Source organism: Mesorhizobium norvegicum, from assembly GCF_004919685.1.
GTDB lineage: Bacteria > Pseudomonadota > Alphaproteobacteria > Rhizobiales > Rhizobiaceae > Mesorhizobium > Mesorhizobium norvegicum.
On record NZ_SMYZ01000054.1, the window covers coordinates 193,973 to 214,706 of the forward strand.

General features: G+C 63.9%; 21 protein-coding genes. 14 read left to right on the top strand and 7 right to left on the bottom strand.

Going from position 1 to position 20,734, the window contains the following annotated elements:
* Positions 1-301: 301 nt before the first annotated feature.
* Positions 302-1,330, bottom strand: a complete 1,029-nt coding sequence (gntR, locus tag FCU66_RS22950; protein WP_136622562.1) for an HTH-type transcriptional regulator GntR — start codon at positions 1,328-1,330, stop codon at positions 302-304.
* A gap of 178 nt (positions 1,331-1,508) precedes the next feature.
* A complete protein-coding gene (locus FCU66_RS22955) occupies positions 1,509-2,738 on the bottom strand; it encodes an MFS transporter (RefSeq protein WP_136622563.1) in 1,230 nt (409 codons plus the stop codon).
* A gap of 179 nt (positions 2,739-2,917) precedes the next feature.
* Between FCU66_RS22955 and FCU66_RS22960 the strand changes: the two genes are divergently transcribed.
* Positions 2,918-3,205, top strand: coding sequence for a DUF3175 domain-containing protein (locus FCU66_RS22960; protein WP_136622564.1), 288 nt, complete (start codon positions 2,918-2,920; stop codon positions 3,203-3,205).
* Positions 3,206-3,216: 11 nt separating this feature from the next.
* Here the strand turns inward: FCU66_RS22960 and FCU66_RS22965 are convergent, their stop codons facing one another.
* A complete protein-coding gene (locus FCU66_RS22965) occupies positions 3,217-3,993 on the bottom strand; it encodes a FadR/GntR family transcriptional regulator (RefSeq protein WP_136622565.1) in 777 nt (258 codons plus the stop codon).
* 244 nt (positions 3,994-4,237) lie between these two features.
* The gene (locus FCU66_RS22970; protein WP_136622566.1) at positions 4,238-5,134 is read right to left on the bottom strand and encodes an NAD-dependent epimerase/dehydratase family protein; all 897 of its coding nucleotides are present in this window, start codon (positions 5,132-5,134) and stop codon (positions 4,238-4,240) included.
* A 119-nt stretch (positions 5,135-5,253) separates the two neighbouring features.
* Here FCU66_RS22970 and FCU66_RS22975 point away from each other — a divergent pair, with 119 nt between their 5' ends.
* Positions 5,254-6,192: an NAD(P)-dependent oxidoreductase gene (locus FCU66_RS22975; RefSeq protein ID WP_136622567.1), complete on the top strand. Its 939-nt coding sequence runs from the start codon at positions 5,254-5,256 to the stop codon at positions 6,190-6,192.
* Positions 6,193-6,444: 252 nt separating this feature from the next.
* Here FCU66_RS22975 and FCU66_RS22985 read toward each other — a convergent pair whose 3' ends face one another.
* Positions 6,445-7,227, bottom strand: coding sequence for a FadR/GntR family transcriptional regulator (locus FCU66_RS22985; RefSeq protein ID WP_136621388.1), 783 nt, complete (start codon positions 7,225-7,227; stop codon positions 6,445-6,447).
* A 181-nt stretch (positions 7,228-7,408) separates the two neighbouring features.
* Complete coding sequence (locus tag FCU66_RS22990; protein WP_136621389.1) at positions 7,409-8,398, bottom strand: sugar-binding protein; 990 nt, start codon at positions 8,396-8,398, stop codon at positions 7,409-7,411.
* Positions 8,399-8,867: 469 nt separating this feature from the next.
* Between FCU66_RS22990 and FCU66_RS22995 the strand changes: the two genes are divergently transcribed.
* The 12 genes from FCU66_RS22995 to FCU66_RS23050 all read left to right on the top strand — a co-directional run bounded on the left by FCU66_RS22995 (position 8,868) and on the right by FCU66_RS23050 (position 20,066).
* A complete protein-coding gene (locus FCU66_RS22995; RefSeq protein ID WP_136621390.1) occupies positions 8,868-9,608 on the top strand; it encodes an ATP-binding cassette domain-containing protein in 741 nt (246 codons plus the stop codon).
* A 41-nt stretch (positions 9,609-9,649) separates the two neighbouring features.
* Positions 9,650-10,648 carry an ABC transporter permease gene (locus FCU66_RS23000; RefSeq protein ID WP_136621391.1) on the top strand — a complete coding sequence of 333 codons (999 nt, stop codon included), beginning with the start codon at positions 9,650-9,652 and terminating at the stop codon, positions 10,646-10,648.
* A gap of 66 nt (positions 10,649-10,714) precedes the next feature.
* Positions 10,715-11,482, top strand: coding sequence for an SDR family oxidoreductase (locus tag FCU66_RS23005; RefSeq protein WP_136621392.1), 768 nt, complete (start codon positions 10,715-10,717; stop codon positions 11,480-11,482).
* A 392-nt stretch (positions 11,483-11,874) separates the two neighbouring features.
* Positions 11,875-12,702: an AraC family transcriptional regulator gene (locus FCU66_RS23010; protein ID WP_136621393.1), complete on the top strand. Its 828-nt coding sequence runs from the start codon at positions 11,875-11,877 to the stop codon at positions 12,700-12,702.
* A gap of 137 nt (positions 12,703-12,839) precedes the next feature.
* On the top strand, positions 12,840-13,283 hold the full coding sequence (locus FCU66_RS23015) for an SRPBCC family protein (protein ID WP_136621394.1): 444 nt from the start codon (positions 12,840-12,842) through the stop codon (positions 13,281-13,283).
* A gap of 13 nt (positions 13,284-13,296) precedes the next feature.
* Positions 13,297-14,091 carry an FAD binding domain-containing protein gene (locus FCU66_RS23020; RefSeq protein WP_136621395.1) on the top strand — a complete coding sequence of 265 codons (795 nt, stop codon included), beginning with the start codon at positions 13,297-13,299 and terminating at the stop codon, positions 14,089-14,091.
* 60 nt (positions 14,092-14,151) lie between these two features.
* Positions 14,152-14,634, top strand: a complete 483-nt coding sequence (locus FCU66_RS23025) for a (2Fe-2S)-binding protein (RefSeq protein WP_057144300.1) — start codon at positions 14,152-14,154, stop codon at positions 14,632-14,634.
* 13 nt (positions 14,635-14,647) lie between these two features.
* Complete coding sequence (locus FCU66_RS42555; protein WP_136621396.1) at positions 14,648-16,015, top strand: xanthine dehydrogenase family protein molybdopterin-binding subunit; 1,368 nt, start codon at positions 14,648-14,650, stop codon at positions 16,013-16,015.
* A gap of 1 nt (position 16,016) precedes the next feature.
* Entirely contained in the window at positions 16,017-17,021 is a 1,005-nt protein-coding gene (locus FCU66_RS42560; RefSeq protein WP_023756899.1) for a xanthine dehydrogenase family protein molybdopterin-binding subunit, read from the top strand.
* Positions 17,022-17,029: 8 nt separating this feature from the next.
* Entirely contained in the window at positions 17,030-17,911 is an 882-nt protein-coding gene (locus tag FCU66_RS23040; protein ID WP_136621397.1) for an AAA family ATPase, read from the top strand.
* Entirely contained in the window at positions 17,908-19,179 is a 1,272-nt protein-coding gene (locus FCU66_RS23045) for a vWA domain-containing protein (RefSeq protein ID WP_246093990.1), read from the top strand. Before FCU66_RS23040 ends, FCU66_RS23045 begins: the two co-directional genes overlap by 4 nt.
* A complete protein-coding gene (locus FCU66_RS23050; protein ID WP_168992123.1) occupies positions 19,179-20,066 on the top strand; it encodes an amidohydrolase family protein in 888 nt (295 codons plus the stop codon). The genes FCU66_RS23045 and FCU66_RS23050 overlap by 1 nt, the downstream gene beginning before the upstream one ends.
* A 171-nt stretch (positions 20,067-20,237) precedes the next feature.
* Here FCU66_RS23050 and FCU66_RS23055 read toward each other — a convergent pair whose 3' ends face one another.
* Positions 20,238-20,645 carry a carboxymuconolactone decarboxylase family protein gene (locus tag FCU66_RS23055; RefSeq protein WP_136621399.1) on the bottom strand — a complete coding sequence of 136 codons (408 nt, stop codon included), beginning with the start codon at positions 20,643-20,645 and terminating at the stop codon, positions 20,238-20,240.
* Between the last annotated feature and the right edge of the window lie 89 nt (positions 20,646-20,734).

Here is a 20,734-nt window from a genome sequence, read left to right on the forward strand (position 1 = left end):
GATAATCCTCCCGATTGCAGTTCTGATTGTGGTTTTCGCTCTGCGAAGTTTCGCGCGATGGACCGGCACCTCTCGCCTCGCCATGTGCGTTTTTTGGCCGCCGGTGGCGGCCGACCCGGTTCCTCCCTTGTCGCCGCCAGCGCGGCGAAAATTAGCATATTATCCATAATAAACAAGGTTTAGTTGTCGCTTATGTATAATAAACAGGCGCGACCTGTTGCTCGCCCACCTGCTCAATAAAGATGGTAGCGCTACCAAATTGGTGTGTAAACCGGCATTCGCACAGTCGCCTCTGTGCGTTTCAACGCGCCGTGCTCTCGCGGCGCTTGAGCTCGAAACCGAGATCGACGATCCGTTGCTCCGGCCTGTTGCCGGCGATCGCCGCCAGCGCCATGGCGACCGCACGCCGGCCGATCTCATAGCGGTGGGTGCGGATGCTGGTGATCGACGGAAACGCCACCTGCATCATGTCGAGGTCGTTGAAGCCGACGATGCCGATCGTCTTCGGCACCGCGATCGAGGCGCGATGACACTCGAACAACACGCCGAGTGCGATATCGTCATTGTTGCAGAAGACACCGTCGAGCGTCGGCACCTTGGCCAGCGCGTCGCGGAGCATTTCGCGGCCGAGCGATACGCTGGACAGCACCGGCGTGGTGGTGACCAGGCGCGGGTCGAACAGGCCGGCAGCCTCCATCGCCGCTCGATAACCGGCAAGACGCCGCTGCGAACGGGGATCCATGCGCGCGCCGATGAAGCCGATGCGGCGGTAGCCCGCCTCGATCAGATGTTCGGTCGCCGTCCTGCCGCCGTCGAGATGCGAGAAGCCGACCATCATGTCGACCGGATCGGGACCGGTTTCCATGACCTGCACCACCGGGCAGCCGGCGCTTTCCAGCAGTTTTCGCGAGGTCGGCGTCTGGTCGATGCCGGCGACGATGAGTGCCGCCGGCCGCTGCGAGCCGAACAGCTGCAGCAGCCGCTCTTCCTCGAGGCCGGAATAATGGGTGTTGCCAAGCTGGATGCGGAACGGGCTGGCCGACAGGCTGTCATAGATGCCGCGCACCACCTCGGCAAAGACGTTGTTGGTGAGCGACGGCACCAGAACGCCGAACACCTCGGCGCGCGCCGAGGCCAGCGCCCGCGCATTCGGGTCCGGCACGTAACCGAGTTCGTCGACGGCGGCCTGGATCTGGCGGCGCAATTCTTCGGAGACACGCTCCGGCTCGCGCAAGGCGCGCGACACGGTGATGGCGCCGACGCCAGCCTTGCGCGCGACATCTGATATGGTCGGGCGGCCGCCGCCCCGGCGTGAGCGCGGCTTGATCACGGACGCCCTCCTTGCGGCAGGCCGGTGCAACCAGGCGCTTGCAAAACCATAGTCAGCGTCTTTGCCACTGTTGCCATGCCAAACCGGCCTGTTGCCGCACCCCACTCGCCTTTCGGCGTCGCGCAGCCTTGGGTGGTTGTCAAGCCACGCAGTTCCCCTACTAAATGGTCGGGATAGTTCAGGCCATCACGGCAGCACTGCGCTTTGCTCTCCAGAACAACAGCCCGATTGCCAGTATGTTCAGCAGATTCCAGGCAATGCCGTTGAGGAACGCAGCCGCGTACGAGCCGGTCAGGTCATAGATCCAGCCCGACATCCAGCCGCCGATCGCCATGCCGAAGATCGTCGCCATCATGACGATGCCGATACGCTGGCCAGCCTCCTTGGCCGGCATGTAGTCGCGCACGATGATCGCGTAGCAAGGCACGATGCCGCCCTGCGACAGGCCGAACACCAGCGACACCACATAGAGCGAGGCAAGCCCGTCGAACGGGATGTAGAACAGCAGCGACAGGCACTGCAGCACCGAGCCGATCATCAGTGTCCACACAGCGCCGATACGGTCGGCGAGAAAGCCCGATGCCAGCCGGCTGACGACGCCGCCTGCCATCATGATCGACAGCATATCGGCGCCATGCGCCACGCCGTAGCCGAGATCCATGCAATAGGCGACGATATGCACCTGCGGCATCGACATCGCCACGCAGCAGCCGAGCCCGGCGACGACCAGCAGCACCTGCAACGCCGCCGGCGACAGCGAGATCGGCTGCACCGTCCGGCTTCCGGGCGAACCGGCGGCGGCCGCCTCCGGAGCGCCGCGCCGCAGCATCAGCACCAGCGGCACCATGGTGACCAGGCAGAAGATGCCGATTGCCGCATAGGTGAAGCGCCAGCCTTCCGCCTTCATCAGCGTCGGCATGATGGTCGGCCAGAACGCTCCGGCGAGGTAATTGCCGGCGGCCGCCGCGGTCACCGCCACACCGCGCCGCCGGTTGAACCAGTGCGAGATATCGGCGATCAGCGGCCCGAAGATCACCGACGTGCCGACACCGATCAGCACCCCCTGAGCAAGGGTGAATTGCAGGATTGAGGTCGACAGCGCCGCGAGCAGGAGGCCGGCGGAAAGCGCAATCGTAGAGAGCAGCGCCGGGATCCAGTAGCCCATCCGGTCGATGGCGCGGCCGACCAGCACGTTGCCGGCTGCAAAGCCGACCATGGTCGCGGTGTAGGGCATGGACGCCGCGGCGCGGTCGACGCCGAACTCGGCTTGCACGGCGGGCAGTACGACGACAACAGCCCACATGCCAACGGCGCCGATCGTCGCCAGCAGCATCGAAATGGCAAGCCGCATCCAGGCATAGGAACTGTCGATGCCGGGGTTCGGCCGGCTCAAGTCGGTTCGGGTCAAGGCGTTTCCTGTCGGCTGTCTCGAAAATCGGCTGCCGTTTGCGCCACTATCGGCGCATTCTCAGGCCGCAGCAGCGCCACAACGGGCAAATCCGTGGCTCCAGAGCCAGGGGCGGAGTGGGAACCGATGCCAATGTGCGGAGTTTCCCGGCAACGCACCCCTGCACAAGGAGTCCTGCCATGACCGCGAAGAAAAAATGGTCGGCCGAGGTGACCGAGCACAGCGACGCGATGGATCTCGAGGATCACGTCTTCGAATCCGATGACGCCAGGAAGATCGCCGCCTCGCTCATGCGATCCGCCGAACACAGCCACCGGCGCAAGGCCGAGCCGTTCCAGTCTGCCATGTCGATGCTGAACTTCTACATCAACCGCGCCGGCAAGAACCTGCCCGCCGCGCGCAGGCAAGTGCTCGAGAACGCCAAGGATGAACTGCGCACCGCCTTCGGGCGCGAGAAAGACGATTAGAAGCGATCCCCCTATCGGGCGCGGATGACGCCGTCGGTGTTGGCGAGCAGTTTGCGCACGGCGTTGCGCGCCGCGTCCGGCCGCTGCAGACGGATGTTCTTCTCGATCGCCTCGTGCAGCTTCTGAGCGTGGTTGAGATCGTCGATTTCCCGCGTCGTATAGGCAAAGAGATGATCGAAGGCAGATTCGATCAGCACGCCAAGCGGCACCAAAAGATCGTTGCCCGAAGCGCGCAGGATGGCGAGGTGAAAGCGCGTGTCGGCGCGGGTGCGCTCCTGCAGGCTGGTGGCCGCGCCCATCTCCCGGCAGGCCTGGCTGATCTCGGCCATCTGTTCGTCGGTGCGCCGCATGGCGGCAAAGGCGGTCGCTTCCGGCTCGATGATGTGGCGGAACTCCTGCACGGTCTTCAGGAACACTTCGCGGTCCGGCGACGTCGCGTACCAGGCCAGCACATCGCGATCGAGCAGGTTCCAGCGCTCCTTCGGCTCGACCCAGCTGCCGATCTTGGGGCGTGAGGCCAAAAGGCTCTTGGCCATCAGCATCTTGATCGCTTCGCGCACCGCCGAGCGGCTGACGCTGAAAGTCTCCGACCATTTCGCTTCATTGGGCAGAATGGTGCCGGGCGGATAGTCGCCGCGCACGATCCTGAGACCAATCTCGCTGGCCAGCGAGGCATGGACGCTTGAGCCTGGAATGCGCGCCGCGTCGGGTCGGCGAACGCCAGCCGGACGCTCGGCGGAGGCCGATTTCGCTGGCGATTTTTCCTTGTTCGGCTTCGCGTCCCGCATAGGCTCCAGAAAGTCTGGTTTCAGCAAGCTGTCAAGCGCGGCAAGCGGCTTGGGCCGCAAAGCCGGCCGCTGTGCACAGATCAGCCTCAATCCACTGCTTGATTGGCATGTCGAGATGCAGGTCAGGCCGAGCCGAGAATGATGGATTTCGAGAACCGGAGCGCAGCGTACTTTTGGGTACGTGAGCACCGGAAGCGCAGAAAGCCGTCATTCGCAGGCCGGCATCACCTGAATATCGACATGCCTAGGCCTGCTTGACGTATTTGCGCCAGCTATGCTCCGGGCGGAAACCCAGCACGTCGCGCGCCTTGCGGTTGGAAAGCAGCGTCTCGTATTCGCCGAGTTCGGCCTTGACCGGCACGCCGGGGTAGAACCGCTTCAAGAGTTCGGCGGTCGGCAGGTCGGACGAGGTGTCGTCATTGGCGGCATTGAACACCTGGTAGCCGAGGCCGTCCTTCTCGACGGCACGCAATGTGATCTGGCCGAGGTCGCGCGCGTCGACATAGCTCCAGGCGATGCGCTTGCGGAACCCCGGATCGGCGAACCATTTCGGAAACAGCGAATATTCATGCGGCTCGATGACGTTGCCGATGCGCAAGGCGTAGATGTCGGTACCGTTGCGCTGCGCAAAGGCGCGAGACGTCTTCTCGTTGACGATCTTGGACAGCGCATAGCTGTCCATCGGATCGACATCGTACTCCTCGTCGAGCGGAAAATACTGGGGATCACGCGGCTCGTTGGCGAAAACCAGGCCATAGGTCGTCTCGCTGGAGGCGATCACCACCTTGCGGATGCCGAGCTTCACCGCCGCCTCGATGACATTGTAGGTGCCGAGCGCATTGATGCGGAACACCTCATTGTCGGTGGTGATCATGATGCGCGGGATGGCGGCGAAATGCACCACGGCATCGACCGGCTGCGGGCGCAGCGACGGGTCGAATTCATGCAGGCCCATATAGCTCGACAGCGCGTTGAACACCTGCCCGCTGTCGGTGATGTCGGTGATCAGCGTGCGCACCTTGGGATTGTCGAGCGGCTTGGTGTCGATGTTGAGCACCTGGCAGCCTTGCTCCACCAGATACTGCACGACATGGCGTCCGGCCTTGCCGCTGCCGCCGGTGAACATGATCCGCTTCGTCATTTTGCTCTCCACATCCTCTGGGATTTATGTGTATTGTCAGACAATATCGCCATCCGCAACCACCCTCGCCTGCAAAACGGCAGCGCTTGACATCAATCATTGCAACAGGACTTGAAGACATGAACACGACTGCCGCGAGCGAAACGATCGGCTTCATCGGCCTTGGTCTGATGGGGCACGGGATCGCCAAGAACATCGTCGACAAAGGCTACAGCCTGACCTTCCTCGGCCGCAAGAACCGCAAGCCGGCGGAAGATCTGCTCGGTCGAGGTGCGAAGGAAGCATCGACCTCGCGCGATGTGGCGGCGGCATCGACAATCGTCTTCATCTGCGTCACCGGCTCACGCGAGGTCGAAGCCATCATTCGCGGCCCCGGCGGCCTCAAGGAGGGTTTGAAAAAGGGCTCGGTCGTCGTCGATTGCTCGACCTCCGATCCGGTCTCGACGGTGGCGCTGGCAGCGGAACTCAAGGCGCTCGGCATCGATTTTGTCGACGCACCCCTCAGCCGCACGCCGAAGGAAGCTTGGGAAGGCACGCTCGACGCCATGGTCGGCGCGCCGGACGCCCTCTTTGCCAGGGTGAAACCGGTGATCGAAACCTGGGCCGGCCGCATCGTCCATATCGGCGACACCGGCGACGGCCATCGCATGAAGCTGCTCAACAATTTCATCTCGCTCGGCTACGCCGCGATCTATTCCGAGGCGCTGGCACTGGCTGAGAAGGTCGGCATCTCGCCACCGCGCTTCGACAGCGTCATCCGCAATGGGCGCATGGATTGCGGCTTCTACCAGACCTTCATGCGCTGGACGCTGGAAGGCGACCGCGACGCGCACAAATTCACCATTGCCAACGCCTTCAAGGACCTGACCTATCTGGAATCGATGGCGGGTGCCGCCGGCATCGCCAACCCGCTCGGCAATGCCACCAAGAACTCCTTCGCCGGCGCCCACGCCACCGGCCCGGCCGAGCAGTTCGTGCCCATGCTGGCCACCCATATCGCTAAGGTGAACGGCGTCGACCTGATGCCGATGAAGGATGGCAAGAAGCAGACGATTTGAGGAACTGGTTGCTGGTCTCGAGGCTGGCGCCGCCCCTCATCGCCCTGCCGGGCACTTCTCCCCGTATAGTGACGGGGAGAAGGACGCCGTCATTGATGATTTCGCCAATTGTCAACGCTACAGGAAAGGCAGCTGCGTTGCGGCTATCTCCTTCTCCCCGTCACTATACGGGGAGAAGGTGGCGGCAGCCGGATGAGGGGCAGCGCCAGCCTTTGCCGACAAATCACCCGCAGCACCAACCTTTGCATATAGTCACCGCCGCCCTCGCCCGATCCCCTCGTCGGTGTTTTCAAGCAGCTTGTGCACGGCGTTGCGCGCGGCTGCCGGCCGCTGCAGGCGGATGTTCTTCTCGATCGCTTCATGCAGCTTCTGCGCCTGACGCTGATCGCCAACCTGCTGCGTCGTGAAGGCGAAGAGATGGTCGAGCGCCGATTCGATCAGAACGCCGAGCGGCACCAGCAGGTCGTTACCGGAGGCGCGCAGGATGGCCAGATGAAAACGCGTGTCGGCGCGGATACGCTCCTGCAGGCTCAAGGCCTCGCCCATTTCACGGCAAGCCTGGCTGATCTCAGCCATCTGCTCGTCACTGCGCCGCGTGGCGGCAAAGGCCGACGCTTCCGGCTCGATGATGTGGCGAAACTCCTGCACCGTGCGCAGGAAAGCCTCGCGGTCGGGCGCGGTCGCATACCAGGCCAGCACGTCACGGTCGAGCAGGTTCCAGCGCTCCTTCGGCTCGACCCAGCTGCCGATCTTGGGCCGCGATGCCAACAGGCTCTTCGCCATCAGCATCTTGATGGCCTCACGCACGGCTGAACGGCTGACATTGAAGATCTCGGCCCATTTGGCCTCGTTGGGCAGGATGGTGCCGGGCGGATAGTCGCCACGCACGATCCGCAGGCCAATCTCGCCGGCCAGCGAGACATGGACGCTGGCTCCCGCAAAGTGCGCGGCACCAGCCTTGCGCATGATGGCCGGACGGGAGCTGGCTTCTGCCTTGGCCCGGGCGGCTCGCTTCTTTGACTTCTCGTCCGGCATCCACGTTCCAATGCGTCGGCCGTCTGTCGTCCGGATTGGTCCGAACCTGCGCGGCGCGCCGATCTCGTTGCCGAAAATCCAGATTATGGGCGCACCAAAGCCGGAGCCTGTTGCCCCAACCTATTGCGTCCGTTGAGGAATTGACGGGGCGCCCGTCACCGGGCGCCCCGAAATCGAGACCCTACTTCTGGATGCAGGTGTCGACCGTGTCCTTGGTGCATTCGTCGAGGCCCGTGAACACCGGATCGGCGACGGCCTTGCCCTCGACCAGGTCGATCATCACCGACGGTGCCTTGTAGCCCATTTCGAACGGCCGCTGACCGACCAGAGCCGTCACAAGGCCGTCACGGGCAATCGCCACCTCATCGCCGATCGTGTCGGCGGCGCCGATGACGAAGTCGTTGCTGGCGATCCGGTCCTTGAGCGGCCCGAACAGATCGCGATAGGGCTGCGGTGCGCCAAACAGCGGCCAGCCGCCCATGATGCCGAAGGCGTCGAGCTTGGGGTTGGCGGCAAGGATGTCGGTCATCGCCTGCACGCCCTTGGCGCCGTCGTCATTGGTGAACACCGGGCAGCCGGCAACTTCGGTCCAGCCACCTTCACCGGCCAGTGCGGCGAGGCCGTCCTTGCCCGACAATGCGTCACGCATGCCCTGGGCACGGCGCAGGATGTTGTCGGCGGCCGGGTTGCCCTCGATCGTGCAGATCGTGCCGCCATTCGGCTTGCCCTTCTTGATGTACTCGCCGATCTTCTTGCCCATCAGATAATTGTCGGTGCCGAGATAGGTCTTGCGAAGTGCAGCATCTTCCTTGCTGAGATCGGCATCGAGCGTCATGATCGGGATCGTCGGATTGGCGGTCTTGATCGTCTGCGCGATCAGCGGCGCGTTGGATGGCGAAATCGCCATTGCCACGGTGTCGGCCTTGCTCAGCATGTCCTGGACGATCTGCGCCTCGCCGGCCTCGTCCGAGGTCGACGCCGGACCGGTGTAGAAGCATTCATATTCCGAGCTGGCGTTTTCCTTGTTCCATTTCTCGCAGCCCTGGTGGATGGCTTCGAAGAACGGATTGTCGAGACCTTTCACGACGATGACGAGCTGTTTCTTGGCCAAAGCCGGCCCGGCACCCAACGCCATGGCGGCGACGGCGGCGAGCAAAAGTGTTTTCCTCATGTCAGTCCTCCCTTGAAACAGACGGACACGGCGTGCCCGCCACACAGATCGACCGGATGCGTGATGACAGACGTTCGTTTCGCGAGCGCTCGTGTCGCCAGGACAGATCGATAAGCATTTCCAGATGCGGCTTTGGGCCGGCTCAAAAACACGCGTGCCGCCGGAACCTCGACCGATAAACCTCCGCCGATTCCGTCAGGCGAACCGCCAGCAGGGATCGGCATAATCTCCTCCGACGCTTAGCTAATATCGGCTCGTCGCCAACGTCAATGCTATTTGTCCTACAAAACGGATTTTTAAAATAACCTCGGCTTCAATTCGTCCGACAATTGATTGACGCGCGCCGGCTTTTGCGTAAAACAACGCTAACGCTGTTTCCGGGAGGAGCTGGGGAGAGCGGGGCCAAAGCAGCGCCGGCATTCACGCCGGAAACAGCAGCAGGCCGCAAGGCACGGGGAGGCAAAGGCTGGTGGCGGTTCTCGAACTCACCAACATTTCGAAGCATTTCGGCGCCATCCAGGCGGTCAACGATGTTTCGCTGTCGATCGAGCCCGGACAGGTGGTCGGCCTGATGGGCGACAACGGCGCCGGCAAGTCGACGCTGGTCAAGATGATTGCCGGCAATTTCCGCCCGAGCCATGGCGCCATGCAGATGGACGGCAAGGAATTGATCCTGCACAAGCCGGCGGAAGCCCGCCAGCACGGCATCGAGATTGTCCATCAGGACCTTGCGCTCTGCAACAATCTGACCGCCGCCGCCAATGTCTTTCTCGGCCGCGAACTTCGGCGCGGCATGGGGCCGTTCCGCATCCTCGACTATGCCTCGATGTACAAGCGCGCCGGCCAGCTCTTCGCCGAATTGAAGTCCGAGACCCGCCCGCGCGACCTCGTCAAGCAGATGTCGGGCGGCCAGCGCCAGGCGGTGGCGATTGCCCGCACCATGCTGTCGCAGGCCAAGATCGTGCTGATGGACGAACCGACGGCGGCGATCTCGGTGCGCCAGGTCGCCGAAGTGCTCAACCTGATCCGCCATTTGCGCGACCAGGGCATATCAGTGGTACTGATCAGCCACCGCATGCCTGACGTCTTCACCGTCGCCGACCGCGTCATCGTCATGCGGCGCGGCCGCAAGGTCGCCGACAAGACGATTGCGTCGAGTTCGCCCGAGGAAGTCACCGGGCTGATCACCGGCGCCATCGAACAGGTTTGATTCCAGCGAATTCCACCACGCACAGCACATGAAGGTCGACGATGGCACTGACAATTGACCAGCCGATCGAACAAAAACAGCAATCCCTGCCGGCAAGGTTGTTTGCCAGCCAGACCTTCTGGGTGGTGATCGCCGTCATCCTGGCCTGTCTGTTCCTGTCGTTTGCCACCGACGCCTTCGCCACGTCGAAGAACCTCTACAACATCACCCGCAACATCACTTTCGTCGCCATCATCGCGCTCGGCATGACCTTCGTCATCATCACCGGCGGCATCGACCTTTCGGTCGGCTCGGTACTGTGCCTGTCGTCGATGGTGCTGGCCGTCACCATGCATGCCGGCTACTCGATCGAGGTCGGCATCCTGGCTTCGATCGCCACGGCGCTTGCCATCGGCGCGTTCAACGGCATCCTGATCGCCTATCTCGGCTTTCCACCCTTCGTGGTGACGCTCGGCATGCTGTCGATCGCGCGCAGCCTGGCCATGGTCGCCTCCAACAACACCGTCGTCTTCCAGTTCGGGCCGGACCACGCCAAGCTGCTGGCATTGGGCGGCGGCGCCTGGGTGTTCGGCATCGCCAATCCGGTGCTTTACATGATCCTTCTGGCGCTGATCACCGGCTTCATCCTGCGCTGGACCAAGTTCGGCCGGCACATCTTCGCCATCGGCGGCAATGAGCATGCGGCGACGCTGACCGGCGTTCCGGTGCGTCAGATCAAGGTTGCCGTCTACATGATCTCGGCGTTGTCGGCAGGTATTGCCGGCATCGTCCAGACCGGGTGGCTGGGCGCCGTCACCACCAATCTCGGCACCGGCATGGAGCTGCAGGTGATCGCCGCCACCGTCATTGGCGGTGCCAATCTGGCCGGCGGCGTCGGCACCGCCTTCGGCGCCATCGTTGGCGCGGCCCTGATCGAGGTGATCCGCAACAGCCTCGGCCTGCTCGGCATCAATGCCTTCTGGCAAGGCGTGTTCATCGGCGGCGCCATCCTGCTGGCGGTGCTGTTCGACCGCATCCGCAATTTCCGCCGCAGCGAGTAGGACCATGATCCCGAAAAGTGGAAACCGGTTTTCGGACAAGATCATGGTCAAACGACAAACGGTGTGATGACAAACTCCCTGTTCAGCCTTGATGGGCGGCTTGCTCTGATCACCGGTTCTGGCCAAGGCATAGGTTTCGCCCTGGCTCGCGGTCTCGCTGAACACGGCGCCAGCGTGGTGCTCAATGGCCGCGATGCCGCCAGGATCGACAGCGCCGTCGAAAAGCTGCGCGATGCCGGCTTCAAGGCGCATGCCTCGGGTTTCGACGTCGCCGATTTTCAAGCGGTCAACGCCGACGTCGCCCGCATCGAGGCCGAGATCGGCGCCATCGACATCCTCGTCAACAATGCCGGTGTGCAATTCCGCGCGCCGCTCGAGGATTTTCCCGAGGAGCAATGGGATCGGCTGTTCAAGACCAACGTGTCCGGCGCCTTCCACGCCGGCAAGGCGGTGGCCCGCAACATGATCCCGCGCGGCAAGGGCAAGATCATCAACATCGGCTCGGTGCAGAGCGAACTGGCAAGGCCGAACATCGCGCCCTACACCGCAACCAAGGGCGCGATCCGCAACCTGACCCGAGGCATGTGCGCCGACTGGGCGAGATACGGCCTGCAGATCAACGCGATCGCGCCCGGCTATTTCCGCACCGAGATGAACCAGGCGCTGGTCGACAATCCGGAATTTTCCGCCTGGCTGGAAAAGCGCACTCCAGCCGGGCGCTGGGGCAATGTCGACGAGCTGATCGGCGCCGCCGTCTTCCTCGCCTCCGACGCATCGTCCTTCGTCAACGGCCATACGCTGTATGTCGATGGCGGCATGACGGCTTCGGTTTGATAGGGTGTTCTTCCCTTCTCCCCTTGTGGGGCCCGAAGGGCGGGCGAGGCCCGTGACTCGCCCAGGGTGGTGGATCGGCGCGTAGCGCCGAGACGGATGAGGGGTGTTCCAGCGGAGTGAGACGCTGATGTTCCAGCGGAGTGAGGCGTTGTGTTCCCTGGAACACCCCTCATCCGACCGAGCTTCGCTCGGCCACCTTCTCCCACAAGGGGAGAAGGGGAAACCAACGTTGGCGCTATTCGTTCCTGTGCCTATCGCTCAGTCTGAAAATCCACAGGCATCGGCCGTCATCCGATCCCGTCGCGGCCCCAAGTCTTGACGCGGCCCCCAACTCAGCCGCACAATCCCCGCTGCAGGCGAAGGGAGGCCAGTCGTCTGCGGGAGGAATACCCATGACGGAAGCGATCAGGCTCTACTGGGGCCGGTTCGGACATGTTTCTGTCCTGAATGTCGCAAGCGACTTCGTCACCCATGCCCATGTCGAGGCGCATCTGATCATCTGGCTGGAAGGCACGGCCGGGGAGATGACCATCGGCCGCGAAACGGTACCGCTTGGACCGCGCACCGCCGCCGGCATCAACTCCTTCCAGCCGCACAGCCATGTTCTGTCGCGAGACGGCACACCGGGCCTGTTCCTCGCCTTCTACATCGATCCCGACTGGGCGCGGCGCCGCCGCGACCTGCCTTCGTCCGCGCCGCTGTTCTCACAAGCCGCGATCACGCTGGAGCCCTGGCTGCACCAGGCAGCCGCCAATCTGCTCGACCATCTCAGCGACAATGAGAGCATCGACGACATCGCCAATTACGAGATCGAGCGTTTCATCGATAGCGTGCTCGATGCCGCCGATGCCTCGGCGCCGCAGGAGGCGCGTGTTCGCATCAACACCATGCAGGATTTCCGTGTCCGCAAGGCGATCCAGCTGATGAAGGCCAATGTCTGCGAGCGCATCTGTTTCGATGATGTGGCGCGCAGCGTCGGCCTGTCGCGGCCGCATTTCTTCGCGCTGTTCAAGGAACAGACCAATCTGACGCCCAACGTCTACTGGAACACGCTGCGCATGGAGGAAGCGGTGCGGCAGCTGCAATGGTCGCAGGAGCCGCTGATCTCGGTCGCCTGCAATCTCGGCTTCACCACGCAGGGCAATTTCTCGCGCTTCTTCCGCGACCATGTCGGCGTGCCGCCGACGCTCTACCGCGAGGCCGCGCGGGCGATCGCCTGAACCAGCCGCCCGCCGCCCTTTTTCAGACTCCCACCGTTTTTCAGACTCCTTGATACGCGCTCAAGACGCATTGATAAGCGCCGCTGAAATGGCCGCCCTACCCTTGCACCGGATCGTTTTTGCAAGGGAACATTTGAATGGCCAAAGTCACCATCTCCAGCGTCATCGACGCGCCGGTCGAAAAGGTCTGGGCGCGCATACGCGACTTCAACGGACTGCCAAGCTGGCATCCGCGCATGGTCGAGAGCCATATCGAGGGCGGCAAGGATGCCTCGACGATCGGCAGCGTGCGCAATTTCCAGCTCGCCAGCGGCGCCCGCATCCGTGAAAAACTGCTCGACTTCTCAGACCAGAATTTCCTCGTCAGCTACTCCATCCTGGAGACGCCGCAGCCGCTCACCAACCACAAGGCGACGCTGCAGTTGCGGCGCGTGACCGATGGCGACCGCACCTATGCCGAATGGACCGCCAGCTTCGACGCCGCGCCCGAGGAAGCCGACAAGATTGCCGAGGGCATGGGCGCCAATGTTTTTCAGGGCGGTTTCAACGCCCTGAAAAGCCATTTCGCCGGTCAGAGCTGACAGGAGCCAGGCCATGGCGCTAGCACTGCAGACTTTTGCAACGGTGAACGACGCCAACGCGGCGCTGAAAGCCGCTGGCACACGCTATCTCGGTGGCGGTACGCTCGTGGTCCGCGCGGCCAATGAAGGCGATGTTTCGGTCTCCGGTCTTATCAGGTCGACCGAGCCGTCTCTGTCCACCATCGCGGTTGCCGGCGGCAAGGTGCGCATCGGCGCTTCGGTGACCATGGCGGCGATCGCCCGTCATCCGGACCTCGGCGCACTTGCCAAGGCCGCCCGCGCCGTCGGAGGCCCGGCGATCCGCAACATGGCGACCGTCGGCGGCAATCTGTTTGCCCCGGCTCCCTATGGTGATTTCGCTGTTGCCCTGCTGGCGCTCGACGCCACGGTCAGCACCGATGACGGCGAAACGCCGATCGAGACCTTCCTGGCCAGTCGGGACGGCAGCCGCGCCATCGTCACTTCGGTCGGGTTCACGCTTCCCCCGCAAGGCGGCTTTCGCTTCCTGAAAGTGTCCCGGGTGAAGCCGAAGGGGATCTCGGTGCTCAGCATCGCCGCTGTTCTGAAACAGTCGCCGGACGGCACCGTCGCTTCGGCGCGGATCGCGCTCGGCTGTATGGCCGACCGGCCAGTGCGTGCCGGCGCGGCGGAAAGGGCTCTGCTCGGCCGGACGCTGACCGCTGACGGCATCGCGCCGGCTCTGGCCGCAGCCAGTGATGGCACCTCGCCGATCACCGATCCGATTGCCAGCGCCTGGTATCGCAACGAAGTCCTGCCGGTCCATCTCGGCCGGCTGCTGCTCGCATAATATTTCGTTCGGGGGCGCGCGTCTGTCCGATGGTTCGGGCAGGCGCGCTGGGAGGAAAACATGGCAAAGGTTCCGGTTCAGTTCACGCTCAACGGCTCGGAAAAGGCCGAATTCGTCGACAGCGGCACGACGCTGCTTCATGCGCTGCGCGACAAGATCGGCGACACCTCGCCGAAAGGCGGTTGCCATCAGGGCACTTGCGGTGCCTGTTCGGTCATCATCGACGGCGAGCTCCGGCTCTCCTGCCTGACCTTGGCCGAGACCTGCGATGGCGCCGTCATCAGCACCACGTCAGGGCTTTCCGATTCTGGCGTCTTGCATCCCTTGCAGCGCGCCTTCCTCGACACCTTCGCCACGCAATGCGGCTTCTGCACGCCGGGCATGATCATGGCGGCCAAGGTGCTGCTCGACCACACGCCCAACCCCAGCCGCGACGAGGTGGTCGAGGCGCTGTCGGGCAACATCTGCCGCTGCACCGGCTACGAGCCGATCATCCAGGCGGTGCTGACCGCCGCGCGGTCCAACTCGCAGAACGCGGCTTGAGGGAACAAAACGAATGGAACTGCGCAAGAGCTACTTCGCCGATGTCCGCAAGGACGATCTGCACGAGATCGGCCAGCCAAGGCCGCGCTCGGATTCGCCCGGCCATGTCACCGGCAAGACCGCCTTTTTTGCTGACCGCAACTTTCCCGGCATGCTGCATCTGAAGATGGTGCGCAGCCCGCACCACCATGCCCGTATCCGCTCGATCGACACCTCGGAGGCCGAGAAGCATCCGGGCGTCGTCAGAGTGCTGACCGCCAAGGACGTGCCGCACAATGTCAACACCATCCTGATCCTGATCCAGATCGGGCCGGAGGACGAAACCGTGCTGGCCGACGGCAAGGTGCGCTGGAAGGGCGAGGCCGTGGTGGCGGTGCTGGCCGAGACCGAGCGCGCGGCCCAAGAAGCGGCCGCCAAGGTCAAGGTCGACTATGAGGTGCTGCCGGCCGTCTTCGACATGGAAGAGGCGCTGAAGCCCGGCGCGCCGCTGGTCAACGAATATCACGGCCAGAATTACTACCTCTATGACAGCGGCGAGTGCCGCAAGGTGCGCTTCGGCGATGTCGAAGCGGGCTTCGCCGGCGCCGATCATATCCTCGAGCAGAGCTACCAGTCCTCGCCGATCGAGCATGCGCCGACCGAGACCACCGGCTGCGTGGTGACGCCCGAGGGCAATGACCGCTTCACCTGCTACACCAACACGCAGGCGATGTTCTTCACGCTCGACAACACCTCGATCATCCTGCAGATGCCCGGCAGCAAATTGCATTTCGTCGGCGGCACCGTCGGCGGCGGCTTTGGCGGCAAGGTCGACGTCATCGTCGAGCCGATCGCCATCCTCGGCGCCAAATTAACCGGGCGACCGGTCTGTTTTATCTACAGCCGCGAGGAGGAGATGCAGATATCGTCACCGCGCGCGGCCGAAAAGGTCGTCATCAAGGACGGCGTCATGAAGGACGGCCGCATCGTCGCGCGCAAGGTCACCGGCTACACCGATGCCGGCGCCTATTCGCGCCACTCGCCCTATGGCGCACAGAAGGGTGCGGGGCACTATCCCGGCCCCTACACGATCCCTAATGTCTGGATCGACACTTACTGCGTCTACACCAACCGCACGCCCTCCTCCGCCATGCGCGGCTTCGGCGTCACCATCGGCGACTTCGCGCTGGAGGTGCAGATGGACAAGCTGGCGCGGCTGATCGGCATGGATCCGCTCGAATTCCGCTTCATCAACGCCTATCGCGACGGCGACATGAAGGCGCATCGCCAGCCGACCGAGGGCGCGGCTCTGATCGAGTGCATGCAGGAAGCCTCGCGCGCCGCCAACTGGCCGGTGGCGGAGAAATTCATGGCGATGTCCTCCTATGTGAAGGGAGTTTGAGATGGCGATCAGGCGTGGACGCGGCGTCGCCGCGATCAACTATCCCACAGGCATGAACCTCGGCGGCGACCCGACGCAGGCGCTGGTCCACTCGACACCGACCGGCAATTTCATGGTGACGCTGTCCTCCGTCGATCTCGGCCAGGGCATGAAGCAGATCATGGCGCAGATCTGCGCCGAGACGATCGGCGTGCCGACCGACCGTGTCGTCGTCGACACCGCCGACACCGACACCGGCCCGCACTGCATGGGCACCTTCGCCTCGCGCGGCACGCACCGCGCCGGCAACGCCGTCATCCAGGCGGCCAGGGAGGCCCGCCAGGTGATGCTGGAGGTGGCTGCCGAGGAGCTGGAAGTGAATGCCTCCGACCTCGAGACCGACGGCCAGGGCAACATCCTGGTCAAGGGCGCGCCGCAGAAGTCGATCTCGATCTTCGATGTCGCGCTGTCGGCGCATTTCAAGCGCGGCCGCTCGATTTCCGGCCGCGGCATGTTCCTCATCCCGCGCTCCTATCCGGAGAAAGAGACCGGCGCGATGAAGCCATCGACCTGCTACGCGCATGCCTGCACCGTGGCCGAGGTCGAGGTCGACGACGAGACCGGCGAAGTGACCGTGCTGACGGTCAAGAACGTCTTCGAGATCGGCCGCGCGCTGAACCCGAAAATGGTCGAGCAGCAGTTGGTCGGCGGCTCTTGGATGGGCATCAGCCACGCGCTCTACGAGACGACCGAGCCTTACTATCCCAACCGCGACCATGGCGGCACCGACTTCAACCAGTATCTGATGCCCGGCCCCGGCGACCTCGCCGAGACCGAGATCATCGTCCTGGAGCGTCCGTCTGCCGATGGACCGTACGGCGCCAAGGGACCGGGCGAAATGTGCGCCAACCCGCAAATCCCCGCGGTCGCCAATGCCGTGTTCGACGCTGTCGGCGTGCGCATCGACACGCTGCCGATAACGCCCGAGCGCATCTTGCGCGCGCTGAAGGCGCAAGCGGCGAACTGAGGGCTGCAATGACTGGGACAAGCGCCGAGACTGTCGCGACCTCGCCGGAGGCGGTGGCGCAGCATCTGGCCGCCTCGCGCTATCTGGCCGATGAAAGCCTGTCGACCGCCATCTTCCTGGCGATCCGGCTGGGCAAGCCGCTGCTGCTCGAAGGCGCGCCAGGCGTCGGCAAGACCGAAGCGGCGAAGGCGATCGCGCAACTGCTCGACCGCGATCTGGTGCGGCTGCAATGCTACGAAGGCATCGACGCCGCGCATGCGCTCTATGAGTGGAACTACCAGCGGCAGCTGCTCGCCATCCGCCATGCCGGCGAGCATGAGATCGACATCTATGACGACCGTTTCCTGATCGCCCGGCCGCTGCTGCAGGTGCTGAAAGCGCCAGAGCAGCGCGTGCTGCTGGTCGACGAGATCGACCGTTCCGACCACGAATTCGAGGCGCTGCTTCTAGAATTCCTCTCCGATTTCCAGATCAGCATTCCCGAACGCGGCACCATCCGCGCCACGGCACAGCCGATCGTCATCCTGACCTCGAACCGCACCCGGGAACTCGCCGAAGCGCTGCGCCGACGCTGCGTCTATCACTGGATCGGCTATCCCGACGCCGGGCGCGAAGCCGCCATCATCATGCTGCGCGCCGGCGATGTGGCGGAGACAACGGCGCGTGCGGTGGCGGCAGCCGTGCAGACCATCCGCGCCCGGCCACTCGCCAAGCCGCCGGGTATTGCCGAGGCGGTCGAATGGGCCAACGCCGCCACCATCCTGGAAAAGGGCGGCAGCCCGTGGCCGGAAGCCTTCCGCCGCGCCATCGGCGTGCTGATCAAGGACGAGGAGGATCTCTCCTACATCGCACCGGAGCTTGGACGGATCGTCGAGGAGGCGCTGGCGTGAGCCGCGACGTCAACAATCCCTTCTCCCCGTTCACGGGGAGAAGGTGCCCCGAAGGGGCGGATGAGGGGCAGCACCATAGTGGGCAGAAGGTGGCGTCGCCCCTCACCTGCCTGCCGGCATCCTCTCCCCGTGAACGGGGCGAGGAGAGCCTACCCCACGCCGCCGCACCCTTGCTAAGTTTCGGTCGCCTTCTGCGCCGCTACGGTTTCGCCATCGCCCCCGAGCAAGTCTCCGGCTTCATGCAGGCGGTGACCCTGCTCGGCCCCCGCTCGATGGCGGACATCCGCGAGGCCGCCCTTGCCACCCTTGCGCCGCCGCCCGATCGCCGCGACGAATTCGAAGCGCATTTCCAGAGCCATTTTTATGGCAATACATCCGCTGTGGTCGAAGGCGATGCCGACGAGGAAACCCGCATCAAGGATGATGGCGGCGCGAGCCAGGAAGAGATCGAGGTGATAAGCCAGCAAGAAGGTGGCGAACTCTCTTCCGGCGCCGAACAATTAAGCACCCGCGACTTCCAGCGCGACGATGACGGCCTTGCCGCGTTCCGCCGCAAGCTCGCTTCCGCCTTGCCCGCCCGCCGCTCCTTCCGCACCGTGCGCACCCATTCGCGCGGCAAGCTCGATCTGCGCCGGTCGCTCAGGGAAATCGTCAGCGCCGATGGCGACGTCCCCTCGCCGCTGCTGCGCCGGCGCCAGACCGTGCCGCGCAAGCTGCTGATCCTGATCGACGTCTCCGGCTCGATGAAGCTGCACACAGCGGACTATCTCAAGCTGGCGCATGCTGCCGTGCAAGGTGCCGACCGCGCCGAAATCTTCACCTTCGGCACGCGGCTGACCCGCATCACCGCTGCGCTGCGCATCCGCGACCGCGACCAGGCATTGGCCCGCGCCGCTGCCCAGGTCGACGACTGGGATGGCGGCACCCGCATGGGCCCGACGCTGCTCGCCTTCCTGTCAGTGCCCCGCTTTTCCGCCTTCGCGCGCGGTGCAGCGGTGGTCATCCTGTCCGACGCGCTGGAGCGCGGCGATCATGGCGAGCTGGAGACGGCGATGCGCCGGCTGAGCGCCCGCGCCTTCCGGCTGTCGCTGGCCACACCCTTGGCCGGTGACCCGCGCTTCCGGCCAGCCACGGCAGCGCTTCGCGCCATCCTGCCTGACCTCGACGATCTGGTCGACGGCTCGTCGCTTGCCGGCCTCACCGATTTCATCCTGTCGCTCGCCCGGCCTGCCTCGGCGGCGGCGGCAATCTGGAAGAGGGTTTCGTGATGCAGAAAACCAACGACGCGCATTTCCACATCTGGCGCCAGAAGGACCAGCCCTGGCTGGTCGGACCGATGGTGCCGCGCATCTTCGGCCCCTACGAGCCGATCCGGCGCGACTATCCGATCGAGGAGTTCCTCGAGGACCAGCAGGGCGCCGGCGTCGAGAAGGCCGTCTATGTCCAGACCAACTGGGCCAAGGAGGATTTCGAGAAGGAAGTCGCCTTCCTGCAGAAGACATCAGACGAGACCGGCTGGCCGCATGCCATCGTCGGCTATACCGACATGACCGTCGACGATATCAGGCCCCAGATCGATCGCTTGAAAAAATATCCGCTGCTGCGCGGCGTGCGCATGCAGCTGCACTGGCACGAGACGCCGGCCTTTCGCTTTGCCGCTTCGGCCGATCAGGTGATCGATCCCAAGGTGCGCGCCAATGTGGCGAGGCTCAAGGACTATGGCCTGTCCTTCGACCTGCAGCTCTTCCCCGCCCAGATGAAGGACGGGCTGACGCTGGTCGGCGAAAATCCCGAAACCAATTTCATCCTCACCCATGCCGGCATGCTAACCGGCATGGAACCGGAGACCACCGAAGCCTGGAAAGCCGGCCTGCGCGCGCTCTCGGCCGCACCAAACTTCCACGCCAAGCTCTCCGGCCTCGGCACCTTCGTCCACCGCAACGACCCGGCGCTGATCGCCTACATCGTCGACAACGCAATCGACATCCTGGGCGCCGACCATCTGATGTTCGGCTCGAACTTCCCGATCGAGAAATTGTGGACCAGCCACGCCGAGCTGATCAAGGCGCACCGGGATGCGGTGGCCAAGCACGGCACGGCGGCGGAGGCGGATATCTTCTGGAACACGACAGAGAAGGTTTACCGGCCGGTGTAGCGCGCCCTTCCCTTCTCCCCTTGTGGGAGAAGGTGGATCGGCGCGCAGCGCCGAGACGGATGAGGGGTGTTCCAGCGAAGTGAAGCGTGGCGCTCCCTGGAACACCCCTCATCCGTCGCCTTCGGCGACACCTTCTCCCACAAGGGGAGAAGGCAAGACCGCGCAGCATCCTCACTTCACCTCGAACTGCGGATCGACCGGGATCTGCATCGCCGTCACCAGATGGTTGGTCTGGCCGGCGAGCCCGATGATCGACACCAGTTCGCCATGCTGCGCGTCGGTCATGCCCTTGGCGCGGGCCGCCGCCGTGTGCGAGTGGACGCAGTAGGAACAGCCATTGGCGGTCGACACCGCGATGTAGATCATCTCCTTGGTCAGCGGATCGATGGCGCTGTCGGCGACCATCACCACCTTCAGCTGTTCCCAGATCCGCTTCAGCGCCGGGGGATCATTGGCCAGCCCGCGCCAGAAATTGTTGACGAATTCGGATTTGCGCGTCGCACGGATGTCGTCGAAGACGGCTTTCACGGCCGGGATTTTCTCCACCTCGGCATCGCTGAGGAGTCTTGTGGTGGCCATGGGGTTTCCTTTCGTTTGGATCGATGAACTGGCTCGTTGAATCAAGTTTCGAGCAAAGGCGGCTAACCAGCTTCTTTGACTCAGTTTTT

Coding starts and splice junctions, on each gene's coding strand:
- FCU66_RS22960 (WP_136622564.1), top strand. CDS start 2,918: ATGACCGCGAAGAAAAAATGGTCGGCCGAGGTGACCGAGCACAGCGAC.
- FCU66_RS22965 (WP_136622565.1), bottom strand. CDS start 3,993: ATGCGGGACGCGAAGCCGAACAAGGAAAAATCGCCAGCGAAATCGGCC.
- FCU66_RS22970 (WP_136622566.1), bottom strand. CDS start 5,134: ATGACGAAGCGGATCATGTTCACCGGCGGCAGCGGCAAGGCCGGACGC.
- FCU66_RS22975 (WP_136622567.1), top strand. CDS start 5,254: ATGAACACGACTGCCGCGAGCGAAACGATCGGCTTCATCGGCCTTGGT.
- FCU66_RS22985 (WP_136621388.1), bottom strand. CDS start 7,227: ATGCCGGACGAGAAGTCAAAGAAGCGAGCCGCCCGGGCCAAGGCAGAA.
- FCU66_RS22990 (WP_136621389.1), bottom strand. CDS start 8,398: ATGAGGAAAACACTTTTGCTCGCCGCCGTCGCCGCCATGGCGTTGGGT.
- FCU66_RS23000 (WP_136621391.1), top strand. CDS start 9,650: ATGGCACTGACAATTGACCAGCCGATCGAACAAAAACAGCAATCCCTG.
- FCU66_RS23005 (WP_136621392.1), top strand. CDS start 10,715: ATGACAAACTCCCTGTTCAGCCTTGATGGGCGGCTTGCTCTGATCACC.
- FCU66_RS23010 (WP_136621393.1), top strand. CDS start 11,875: ATGACGGAAGCGATCAGGCTCTACTGGGGCCGGTTCGGACATGTTTCT.
- FCU66_RS23015 (WP_136621394.1), top strand. CDS start 12,840: ATGGCCAAAGTCACCATCTCCAGCGTCATCGACGCGCCGGTCGAAAAG.
- FCU66_RS23020 (WP_136621395.1), top strand. CDS start 13,297: ATGGCGCTAGCACTGCAGACTTTTGCAACGGTGAACGACGCCAACGCG.
- FCU66_RS23025 (WP_057144300.1), top strand. CDS start 14,152: ATGGCAAAGGTTCCGGTTCAGTTCACGCTCAACGGCTCGGAAAAGGCC.
- FCU66_RS42555 (WP_136621396.1), top strand. CDS start 14,648: ATGGAACTGCGCAAGAGCTACTTCGCCGATGTCCGCAAGGACGATCTG.
- FCU66_RS42560 (WP_023756899.1), top strand. CDS start 16,017: ATGGCGATCAGGCGTGGACGCGGCGTCGCCGCGATCAACTATCCCACA.
- FCU66_RS23040 (WP_136621397.1), top strand. CDS start 17,030: ATGACTGGGACAAGCGCCGAGACTGTCGCGACCTCGCCGGAGGCGGTG.
- FCU66_RS23050 (WP_168992123.1), top strand. CDS start 19,179: ATGCAGAAAACCAACGACGCGCATTTCCACATCTGGCGCCAGAAGGAC.
- FCU66_RS23055 (WP_136621399.1), bottom strand. CDS start 20,645: ATGGCCACCACAAGACTCCTCAGCGATGCCGAGGTGGAGAAAATCCCG.